Source organism: Streptosporangium sp. NPDC051023, assembly GCF_040689595.1.
GTDB lineage: Bacteria > Actinomycetota > Actinomycetes > Streptosporangiales > Streptosporangiaceae > Streptosporangium.
On the sequence record NZ_JBFBCE010000110.1, the window covers coordinates 19,917 to 30,105 of the forward strand.

The window sequence follows — 10,189 nt, forward strand, 5'->3', positions numbered from 1 at the left end:
CCCTGCCGTATTGAGATATAACGCGTACCCTCCTTGAGTGGTTCCCGGGGGGTGGGGTTCTGTGGGGGGTGCTCCGGCGGGCGGGTGGTCCGAGACGCCCGTGCTCACTGAGCTTCGCCCACCGGCTCATTCCCCGGGACCTGCCACACCGGCTCAGTCCAAGGACCCGGCCAGTTCCTCCTCGGCCTCCCTCGGCACCGGTACGGCTGCCGCCGCCGTACTGCGCTCGCCGCGCGGGCGCAGCCCGAACCAGACGAGGACCACACTGACGAGCGTCACGGCCACATTCACGCTCAACGCAAGGTGGATGCCGGTCAGTTCCACGCTCTGCGTCGCGGCGACCGAGCTCAGGATCGGGATACCGACGGTGATGGCCACCTGCTGGGTCATCGAGGTCAGGCCCGTGGCCAGACCCTGCTCCTCGTTCGCCAGGCCCGAGGTTCCGGTCACCGTGTACGCCACGATGGCGGTTACGTGCCCGAAGAACCCGACGAACAGCGCGGGGATCAGGACCGCGAGCGCCACTCGGCCGGTGCCGAGGAACACCAGCGGGAGGGTCGCCAGAGCCTGCACGGACAGGCCTGCGGCCAGGACCTCGCGGCTACCGAAGCGCCCGATGAAGCGCCCGGCGATCACCCCGGCGCCCACGGCCGCCAGACCGGGGACACCGAAGATCAGGCCGGTGATCAGCGGAGAGAAGCCCAGGACTCTCTGAAGGTAGAGCGTCATCAGGAAGATCATGGCGGTCTCCATGGTGAAGACCACGAGCCCCGCGTAGTTACCCCACTTCACCGTGGGCCGCTTGAGAATGCGTACCGGGGCGAGCGGCGCGGACGAGCGCAGCTCGACCACCCAGAACGCGGCCAGCAGCAGCACGCCGACGACGGCCGCGGGGATGTTCCTCTCGACGACCGCGTAGATCACGGCCAGCAGGCCGCCGGTCACGGTCACCGCTCCGGGCAGGTCCAGCTTCACCCGGTCGGGCACGCTGCTCTCACTGATCAGATAGGGGGTGAGCAGCAGGATGACCACGGCGACCGGGACGTTGATGAAGAACGCGGCCCGCCAGCTCAGCAGGCTGACAAGGGTGCCACCGACCAGCGCACCGACGGTGAAGCCACCGGAGAGCAGCGCACCGTTGAGGCCGAGGACACGGTCGCGCATCGCGCCTTCCACGAAAGTGCTGGTGAGCAGTGACAACGCCGCGGGAGTCGCCATCGCGGTGGCGAGGCCCTGCAGCACTCGGGCGGTCAGAAGCATCTCGGGGTTGGATGCGAAGCCGCCGAGCAACGAGGCTCCGGTCAGCAGGACCACCCCGGACAGGAACAGCCTGCGGCGGCCGAACAGGTCCGCCAACCGGCCGAACAGAAGGGTGAGTCCGGCCGCGGGCAGCGCGTACGCGGAGGTGATCCAGGGGAGCCCGGTCGGCCCCAACCCGACGCCCGCGCCGACCCACGGCAGGGCGACGTTCAGGATCGAGAAGTCGACGGCCAGCATGAACCCGGCACCGAGCAGGACGAACAGGATCAATCGCTGCCTGCCGCTGATACGTGGAGGCGCGGTTGTGTCGGTGGTCATGGAACGGTTCCCTTCTTCAAGAACCCGGTATCGTCAACGATCAGCACGCCGTCCGGCCAGCCGAGTCACCCGGCACCGTTTTCCCGCAGGTCATCGCAGGTATCACCCGGATCTCGTTGACACCGGGGCAGCGGTCATCACAGTCCGTACGACGTGGCACGGCAGGTATGACACGGCTGTGGCACGGCCGATGTGGGCACAGCAGGTATGACACGGCTGCGGCACGGCCGGTGTGGCACGGCTGTGGCATAGCCGGTGTGGCATGGCCGGTATGGCTGGGGGGCTCGGCGATCCGCCGACGGTTCTTCCTGACGACCGGGCCGAACAGCCCGCATCCGCCGCCGCGGCTCGATGCGCCCGAATCGCGCACCCAGCCGTGACGGCTCCGGTTTCGTGGCCCACGGCCACGCTTCGGCACTCGTTTTCGCGACAGGCTCGACGCCCCCGATCAGACGGGGCACGCCCCCGTGCCACCCTGACCGCCCGTCAGCCCACCACACACACAAAAGCCCTGAACAGGGAAAACGGAGAACCACACCTGGAGCACTAGCGCGAATCCCGCTCCGCTGCCTCAGCGATGCGCTTGATGTTCGCCAGCCGCCGATCCCAGTCGGCCGCGAGCGTGGCCATCCACCGCGCCGTCGCGTTCAGCGCGGCGGGCCGCACCGTGTATCGCACCTCGCGGCCGACCCGGCTGCCGGAGACCAGCCCTGCGGCGTCCAGGACGGCGAGGTGCTTGACCACCGCCTGCCGCGAGACGGGAAGCCGTTCGGCGAGCGTCGTCGCGGTGACCTCGCCATGCGCGGCGAGCAGATCAAGCAGTTGCCGTCGCGTCGGGTCGGCCAGCGCGACGAGAACGCTGTCGACCCCCTCGACGGCACCGCGACGTTCGTCTGTCACGCGGATGGCTGCTCGGCGCGCGTCTTGAACGCGTCGAGCACCTGGGGCCAGCCGCCGCTGTTGTCCTTCACCGCCTGAACGCGCAGCTCCTCGGACCCGGCCAGCGCCGCGAACCCGCTCTCGACGACGCGGAGCCGCGTCTTGTCGCCTTCCTGGGTCAACGTGAACTCCACGAGGGTGCTGTTGTCCTCGCGCAGTTCCTCTCCGGGGAACGCACTGGCCCAGCGGTACGCCACGTACGTCGGCGGCTCGACCTTCTCCACGCGCACCGGGAAGTCGCCGTACTCGGAGTTCTTCGCCACCGTCGACTCGCCTTCTCTGGCCACGGTGCCGGACACGCTCGCCTCGTCGGCCACCCAGAACCCGGGTTCGGTCACCAACGACCAGACCAGCTCCAGGGATGCCTCGATCAGGGTCTCGCGTTCGATCCGGTCCTCGCTCATGAGGGACTCCTTCACTGTCGTGATTTCGTGCAACTCTAGAGTTGCACATCACCTTTGGAGGCGCAACCCATGAGTTGCACCACGATCGGGCGCCGCCTCACCCGGCCGCATGCCTTCAACCGGCCACCGAACCAGATGGCCTGGTCATGGCGCTCTGGCGGGCTACCGGCGACGCCGCGACCGATCGGTATCCGCCTCCCGGGCAACGGATCCCGTACCGGTGCCGTTGAAGTCGTCCCGTTCCCCCCTTCGGGGGAGGCTGTTCCCCCCGCAGGGTGATGATCATGAACGTGCCGACTGGAATCGTCGGTCCAGGCGGGAGCGGAGGTGCCCGCCAAGACGGAGGACAGCAGATGACCACCATGACCAAGGCGTCGCCTGCGGCCGGGCGGCTACGTACCGCCTGGAGGGCCGCGCACACCCCGGTGGCCGGGGTGCCCCGCTGGACGCTGATCGCCGCCTATGCCATCCCGTTCACCGTGCTGCCGTCCGGTCTGTGGCGGATCGCAGGGGTCACCTTCCACCTTCCCCTCAACGCGCCGGGCTTCCCTCCTCGGCCGCGCTCCGCCCGGCTGCCGTCCTGGCTTCCCGAAGAGATCTACGTGATCCTGATGTCGGTCGCCTCCGAACTGCTTGCGTTCGCCGCCATCGGGCTGGTGGCCGCCTGGGGGGAGGTGTTCCCGCGCTGGATCGTCGGTTTACGAGGCCGGAGGGTGCCGCCCCTGGCCGCCGTCGTCCCCGCCACCATCGGCGCGGTCGTCCTGACGGGCCTGTGGACGTTCACCATGGTCTCCACCTGGCTCGGACGCACGCTCCAGGGCGACGCGCTCCCCCCGGACTTCCCCCTGAACTTCCGCAACTGGCAGGGCGTGCTGGCCATAGCCGCCTACGTGCCGCTGCTGGCCTGGGGTCCCCTGCTCGCCCTGGTCACCGTCGCCTACCACCACCGCCGGACCCGCGTCGGCGGGGCTCCCGCCTGACCGCCGGACCCGCGCCCTTCGGCGGAGGCCGTCGACCACCCGCCCACGCGCCGATCTCGTTCCGGGACAGGTCAGGAGCCGGTCGCGTGTCTGATCGCGGTGTGACGGAAAGGATGGGCGGCCTCGATCTGGGAGGCGATCCTGATGAGCACGTCCTCCCTGCCCGCCGCCGCCACGAGTTGGACACCGACCGGCAGGCCCGCGGCGGTCCGGTGCAGCGGCAGGGAGATCGCGGGCTGGCCGGTCGCGTTGACCGGCGAGCTGAAGGCCACGGCGTGGTTCGTACGGCCCCGCGCCATGCTGACGTCGTCCGCGGGCAGCCAGCCGAGAGGGAACGGCGCGACCCCGAGGGACGGCGTGAGCAGCAGGTCGAAGGACTCCCACCAGGCGGCCATCCTGCGGCGAAACCCGTCGATCCAGTCACGCGAGGCCACGTAGTCGACCGCGCCGAGCTCCCGTCCCGTCGCCCCCAGGATCCGGTTGCGTGTCTCCAGCTCGTCGAGCTCGACGGGCTTGCCGCGCCATCGGCCGATGTCCCGCAGGTCGGCGGCCACGTGGACCGCGACGACCGTGCCGAAGTGCAGCGCGAAGTCCTCCTCGGCGAGCGCCACGGGACCGCCTTCCTCGACATCGTGGCCCAGTGACTCCAGCAGCCGGGCCGCACCGGTCACGGCGGCCCGCAGGTCGGGGTCGGCGGGAACCGACCCGCTCGGGTGCCGGGTGAGGAAGCCGATCCGCAGGCGGCCCGGGTCGGCCCCGACCTCCTCGGCGAGAGTCCGGGGCCAGGCGGGCGCGCCGTACGGATCGCCCGGCATCATCCCGGCGATCACGTCGAGGGTCGCGGCGCTGTCCCTGACCGTACGGCAGAGCATGCCCGAGATGGAGAACCCCGCCCAGGCCTCACCCGCGGACGGCCCATAACTGACTCGTCCCCGGCTGGGCTTCAGCCCGACCAGCCCACACACGCTCGCCGGGATCCGGATCGACCCGCCGCCGTCGCCGCCCGCGGCCACGGGGACCATGCCCGCGGCGACCGCCGCCGCCGAACCGCCGCTCGACCCGCCGGGGCTGTAACCGGTGTCGTAGGGGTTGCGCGTCGGCCCGAACGCCTTCGGCTCCGTGGTGATCGCGGTGCCGAGCTCCGGGGTGTTCGTCCGCCCGAGGACGACGAAACCCGCCCGGCGCAGCTTGGTCACGCCATAGCCGTCCTGCGCCACCTCGACCTCGTCGAGCACGTGCGACCCAGCGCGGTACGGCTCTCCCGCCATGCTCCAGCCCAGGTCCTTCAGCAGCGTCGGCACCCCGCGGAAGGGCGCCTCCTTGGGCAGGGCGTCGATCTCTGCCAGCGCGCGCTCGAACCTGCGGTGGACGACCGCGTTGATCTCCCCGTCGTGCGCCTCGATCCTCGCGATCGCGGCTTCCGCCAGCTCTCTCGGAGAGACCCGGCCCGCCCGCACCGCCTCCGCCTGACCGACCGCGTCGAGGTCAAACAGGTCGTCCAACGCCTCACTCCTTGCCGGATGCCAGCTTTCCTACGGCCCGCACGACCTGGCTCCCGCCACCGGGAACCGGAGATCCGGTCCGTGGCCACATACTTCCCGATTCGGGCCCGGCACGCGGCCGTGCCCGAAGGGGAACTCACCGGGGCCGCCTTTCGCGAGGGTTTCATTACCCTCACGTCACCCTCTGTTAGATGTTAGAACGTTTATGTGACGAAAAACCGGCGCAGAAAGCGACGACACGCACTCCTGGGTACGGCGGTGCTGGCGACCTGTATGGCCGCCCCGGTGACGGCGGGAACCGTCGAGGCATCCGCCGACGTCCGGAACTCCCCCGACCGATGCCTGGAAGCCGGTCCGAACGAGGCCCTCGTCGGGTTCTCGGCGGCGGCGTGCGACGAGGCGGGCGTCACCCCTCAGGGAAACGGCGTCTCGCCTCCCGGAAGCACCCTGGGCAACGAGACCGCAGACGACGAGCATGAGGGCGGGGGCGGGGGCGGGGGCGAGGAGAAGTCCACGGCGCAGGCACCTCCGGCACCTCCGGGCGCCGCCTCCACGACTCAGGTTCCGAGTCAGGCTTCCGCCCCCGTAACCGGGAGCGCACCGGAGATCGCGACCACGCCGGAGCCTTCCCCCGCCCCCGCCGCGTCGCCCGAGACCGGGACGGGGCTCGGGGACCAGGCCGAGGGCGGAGCGAAGGCGAAGACCGGAGCCGAGAGCGCGCCCGGGACCGGCGCCGAAGTCGGCGCCCAGACAGGAACAGGAGCGGGGACGGGAGTCGAGCTTGACGTTCAGGCAGGTCCCGAGACCGAGGTCGGGGTCGGGGTCACGATCGGGACCGGAGATGGAGTCGGGGCGGATACGGGAGCGGAGGCGGGGACCGGAACAGAGGCGGGAATCGAAGCGGAGGCAGGAATCGGAACAGCGGCGGGAGTCGGGGCAGAGGTGGGGGTCGGGGTCCGGGTCGAGGGGGACGGTTCCTCTCGTTGCCGGAACGGCGTGCTGGGCTCGCTACTCGGCCTGTCGAGGCACTGCGGCCCGGTTTCCGTGACCGTGAAACCTCTTTCCTGCCTCGGCATCATCTCGGTGCTGCTGGGCTCCGACTCCTCGTGTCACGAACCGGATCCCAGCACCACGGGAACGGCGACGCCCACCCCTGCCCCGCCGCCCAGCCCGGCTCCCACGCCCACCCTTACCCCCACTCCGACACAGACGCCGGAGCCCCCGCAGACGCCCGAGCCGGAACCCTCGTCTCCGACACCCCCGACGCCCACTCCCCAACCCCCGACACCGACACCCACACCCACACCCACACCGACGTCCACACCGACATCCACGGCCCCGCCTCCCGCGACTCCCGAGCCGCCCGCTCCCACCCCGCCCGTCGTCCGGCCCGTGCCACCACCACTGCCCGCGGCGACCCAGCCCGTGGTCATCGCGCTGCCGAGCCCGTCCCGGTCGCCCAGCCCGTCCCCGTCCCTCACACCGTCTCCGACGCCGTCAGGCTCGTCCCTCGCCGCGCGCGGGCAGCGGATCCTGGACCGCTTCGCCGAGCGGCGTCAAGGAACCGACCGCAGGCTGGTCATCCTGGTGCTCTTCACCGGGGTGATCTCGGTCACCGTGATCACCATGCTCAGCCGCAAAGCACGCAGATAGCACTCGTTCAGTCCTTAACGGCTTCACGCGAAAGTTAATAAGCCCAGAAAAGCACTCAACTCGGGAAAATCGTTCAGCCGCGAGAGTGCGCGGCCGATGCCGGAACGCGACAAGGCCCGATGGCGGGAATCCGCCACCGGGCCTTGTCGCGCGGGTTCGAGAGGAGCGCTCAGCCCGCGGGGAACCTCAGGGGGAACCGGGCGTCGATCTGGTCGTACTGCTGTTGCACGGCCACGAAGTCGTCGGGCCCGACCGCGGCGAGGCCGTTGAACGGGTGGCTGATCAGCACGATGAAGCCGATCCCGATGACGACCACGCTCACCCTGACCAGGTCACCGACGATCGACGCGCCCGTCGGCCTGGTCCCGACCGTCCAGGGAAGCACGACGACCAGCAGCCCGGAGATGAGCATCGAGATCACGAAGATGCTCTCAAGACCGGTGTCCGCGTCCTTCGCCCGCACCGAACGGGCGTGGGCGACCTCGGAGACGTGGCTGACGGCGTCCTGCTGAAGGGCCTTGCTCTCGTCGTCGGCCGGCCTGAGCCTGATCACCTCGGCGCGCATGTCCTCGAGCACTTTCGCGGGCACCGGGGACATCCGGCCTCGGGCCATGAGCGGCCAGTCGAGGGAGACGCTCTTGGCGGAGTAGTCGCGGATCCTGGCCCGCAGCGGCCCTCCCTCGGGGATCGGTGCGACCGACCAGTACATCTCGCTGAGCGTCTCCGTCTCGGCCTGGGCATCGGTCTGCGCGGTCGAGATCGCATCCCGGCAGAGCACCACGGCATAGGCCAGGACCAGCAGGTAGACGGCGAGGGCGAGGTTGGCGGCGAAGTCGACCGACGTGGAGCCGTGGTCCTCTCCCTCGCGGCCCTTCCGTCTGAGTACGAGAAGCGCGATCAGCGTGATCGCGACGGCGACTACCACCAGCACGCTTATCCAGCCCATGAGACTCCCTCGGATCGGCCATGAAACTAACTACCGAGGGTAATCTCTTCATTACGCAAATGTCCGCGGTTTCGTCCACAGTTCCGGGAGTTCGCGAATCACTCGCGCAGTTCGTGGACCCCCGCGATGAAATCCCTGGCGATGCCGCGCAGGCCCGGCAGGTGGGAGAGCCCGACCAGCCTGTCGACCAGCGGCACGACCAGCTCGATGAACCTGTGGGTACGGCTGCATCCCTCGGAGGAGTCGTGCACCCAGAACAGCACGACCCCCATCGACATGAGCCAGAGCAGTTCGGGCAGTTCCGCCCTAAGCTCGGCGTCCATCCGGTCGGTCGACCCCTCGACCACTCTCCGGTAGAGCGCGATCGAGGCGTCCCTGGCGGGCGAGGACTCGGCGCTGAACGGGCTGAGCGGGTTGCTCGGCTCCGCCGCGTGCTTGAAGAACTTCACCGCGAACTCGTGGTACGGCTCGGAGACCCGTACCCACTCCCGCAGCACGCCGCCCAGGCGCACGGCGAAGGAGGTCTCGATGGCCAGCAGTTTCTTACACGCGGCCTCGTGCTCGGCCTGCGCCCGGTCGTAGTACGCCTGGACGAGGACCTCCTTCGAGGCGAAGTAGTAGTAGGCGTTCCCGACGGAGACCCCCGCCTCTGCGGCGATGGCTCGCATCGTGGTGGCCTCGTATCCGCGTTCGCGAAACAGCCTCAACGCCGTCTCCACGATGATTTCGCGGGTCTTGTCTGATCCTCGGCTTCTCTGGGTCGGCTCGGCCACGTTCGTCACTGTACGACCCCTAACGCGGTTAGGTCAGCGAGGCGCACGATGATCGCCATCACACAGCAAATTTCATCCTGATCCAGGGGTCGTGGCTGTTCCGATGTGGGATTGATCCTTCTTGTGGAAGGGCTCCCGCGACAAGGGATAAAAAATGGGGAAACGTCCCTGTAGACGGAGAGCGACCCGGCTTACAGCGGGAGCACTTCTGGCTCTGCAGATCTCGTTCATCGCGCTGGCCGCGGACGGCAACGCCGCGACCGACACCGCGAACTCGCCGGTCGCCGTCACCGTCGTGGACCCGCCCGTGGCGGCCGGACCCCCGGCACCGCGCGCCGTCGGCGGAATGTACGACGTGGGTGTCCTGGAGACCGCCAAGCGCTACACCCGGGATCTGTACCGGCAGGCAACCGCGCTGCGCGAGGCCACGGCGGCGCACGGCGCGCGGATATGGGCGGAGACAGCGAGCGAGACGCGGGGGCAGGAGGGGCTGAGCCCCGCGCAGGCGCAGGAGGGGCTGACCAGGCAGGAGGAGCTGAGCGGAACGCAGGCGCAGCGGGAGCTGAGCGAGGCGCAGACGCAGACGCAGACGCAGACGCAGACGCAGACGCAGACGCAGACGCAGACGCAGCGGGAGCTGAGCGAGGCGCGTGAGGGCGCGGAGCGCCGCCTGCCACTGGTACGGCTCGGTCACGTGCAGGCGGCGCAGCGCCTGAAGCGGGCCGGTCTCAGCTGGAAGTCCTCAGGCGGGTGCACCAACCGCAAGGTGGGCCAGTGCACCTCGCTCGAGGCCGTCAGGACGGCGACCGTGGACAGGGTGATCGACCTGAAGCACAGGAGCGGATGCCCCGTCGTGATCACCGGAGGCACCGAGGTCGGCCATGCCCCGGGCCCGTACAGCCACCACGAGGGCTACAAGCTGGACATCAGGCCCAACCGCTGCATCAGCGGCTACATCAAGCGCGAGTATTCCTATCAGCGGGTCCGTGGCGACGGAGCGCCTCTCTACGGGGACTCGGAGACCGTCTACGCCAGGGAGTCCAACCACTGGGACATCCTCTTCCGCTGACGCCCGCGAGTCCTCGACACCCGCGAACTCTTAACCACCCGCGGGCCCTTGACGCCCGCGAATCCTTGACCACCCGCAGGCTCTTGACGTCCGCGAATCCTTGACCACCCGCGAGCCTTTGACGTCCGTGAATCCTTGACCACCCGCGAGCCTTTGACGTCCGTGAGCCCCGCCGACGGCGTGAGGACCGCGGGTGTCCAACGGCCCGCCCGGTCCGGCCCGTCTCCGTCGCCGAAGCGCGGCCCCCGTTCACGCGTCGGCGCGCCCGACCGGGTGAGGTCAAACGTCCCCGGGCGGCCCGCCCCCCCGCCCCCCCCCCGCCCGCCGGCCCCCCCGGTGGCCGGG

9 protein-coding genes are annotated in these 10,189 nt (G+C 69.7%); 3 read left to right on the top strand and 6 right to left on the bottom strand.

Annotated elements, in window-relative coordinates:
* Positions 1–153 precede the first annotated feature (153 nt).
* From AB0395_RS42410 to AB0395_RS42420, 3 genes are all read right to left on the bottom strand, one after another.
* Positions 154–1,578, bottom strand: a complete 1,425-nt coding sequence (locus tag AB0395_RS42410) for an MFS transporter (RefSeq protein ID WP_366292151.1) — start codon at positions 1,576–1,578, stop codon at positions 154–156.
* Between the two features lie 546 nt (positions 1,579–2,124).
* Positions 2,125–2,478: a metalloregulator ArsR/SmtB family transcription factor gene (locus tag AB0395_RS42415; RefSeq protein ID WP_366292154.1), complete on the bottom strand. Its 354-nt coding sequence runs from the start codon at positions 2,476–2,478 to the stop codon at positions 2,125–2,127.
* Positions 2,475–2,921, bottom strand: coding sequence for an SRPBCC domain-containing protein (locus tag AB0395_RS42420; RefSeq protein ID WP_366292157.1), 447 nt, complete (start codon positions 2,919–2,921; stop codon positions 2,475–2,477). Before AB0395_RS42420 ends, AB0395_RS42415 begins: the two co-directional genes overlap by 4 nt.
* A gap of 353 nt (positions 2,922–3,274) precedes the next feature.
* Here AB0395_RS42420 and AB0395_RS42425 point away from each other — a divergent pair, with 353 nt between their 5' ends.
* Positions 3,275–3,901: a hypothetical protein gene (locus tag AB0395_RS42425; RefSeq protein WP_366292160.1), complete on the top strand. Its 627-nt coding sequence runs from the start codon at positions 3,275–3,277 to the stop codon at positions 3,899–3,901.
* A 71-nt stretch (positions 3,902–3,972) separates the two neighbouring features.
* On the opposite strand, the gene AB0395_RS42430 is transcribed toward AB0395_RS42425, so the two are convergent.
* A complete protein-coding gene (locus AB0395_RS42430; protein WP_366292163.1) occupies positions 3,973–5,403 on the bottom strand; it encodes an amidase in 1,431 nt (476 codons plus the stop codon).
* A gap of 207 nt (positions 5,404–5,610) precedes the next feature.
* Here AB0395_RS42430 and AB0395_RS42435 point away from each other — a divergent pair, with 207 nt between their 5' ends.
* Positions 5,611–7,056, top strand: a complete 1,446-nt coding sequence (locus AB0395_RS42435; RefSeq protein ID WP_366292166.1) for a hypothetical protein — start codon at positions 5,611–5,613, stop codon at positions 7,054–7,056.
* A gap of 169 nt (positions 7,057–7,225) precedes the next feature.
* Here AB0395_RS42435 and AB0395_RS42440 read toward each other — a convergent pair whose 3' ends face one another.
* Both AB0395_RS42440 and AB0395_RS42445 read right to left on the bottom strand, forming a co-directional pair.
* On the bottom strand, positions 7,226–8,002 hold the full coding sequence (locus tag AB0395_RS42440; RefSeq protein ID WP_366292168.1) for a hypothetical protein: 777 nt from the start codon (positions 8,000–8,002) through the stop codon (positions 7,226–7,228).
* A gap of 98 nt (positions 8,003–8,100) precedes the next feature.
* Complete coding sequence (locus AB0395_RS42445) at positions 8,101–8,775, bottom strand: TetR family transcriptional regulator (protein WP_366292171.1); 675 nt, start codon at positions 8,773–8,775, stop codon at positions 8,101–8,103.
* 154 nt (positions 8,776–8,929) lie between these two features.
* On the opposite strand from AB0395_RS42445, the gene AB0395_RS42450 reads away from it, so the two are divergent.
* Complete coding sequence (locus AB0395_RS42450) at positions 8,930–9,844, top strand: hypothetical protein (protein WP_366292174.1); 915 nt, start codon at positions 8,930–8,932, stop codon at positions 9,842–9,844.
* The last annotated feature ends 345 nt before the right edge of the window (positions 9,845–10,189 follow it).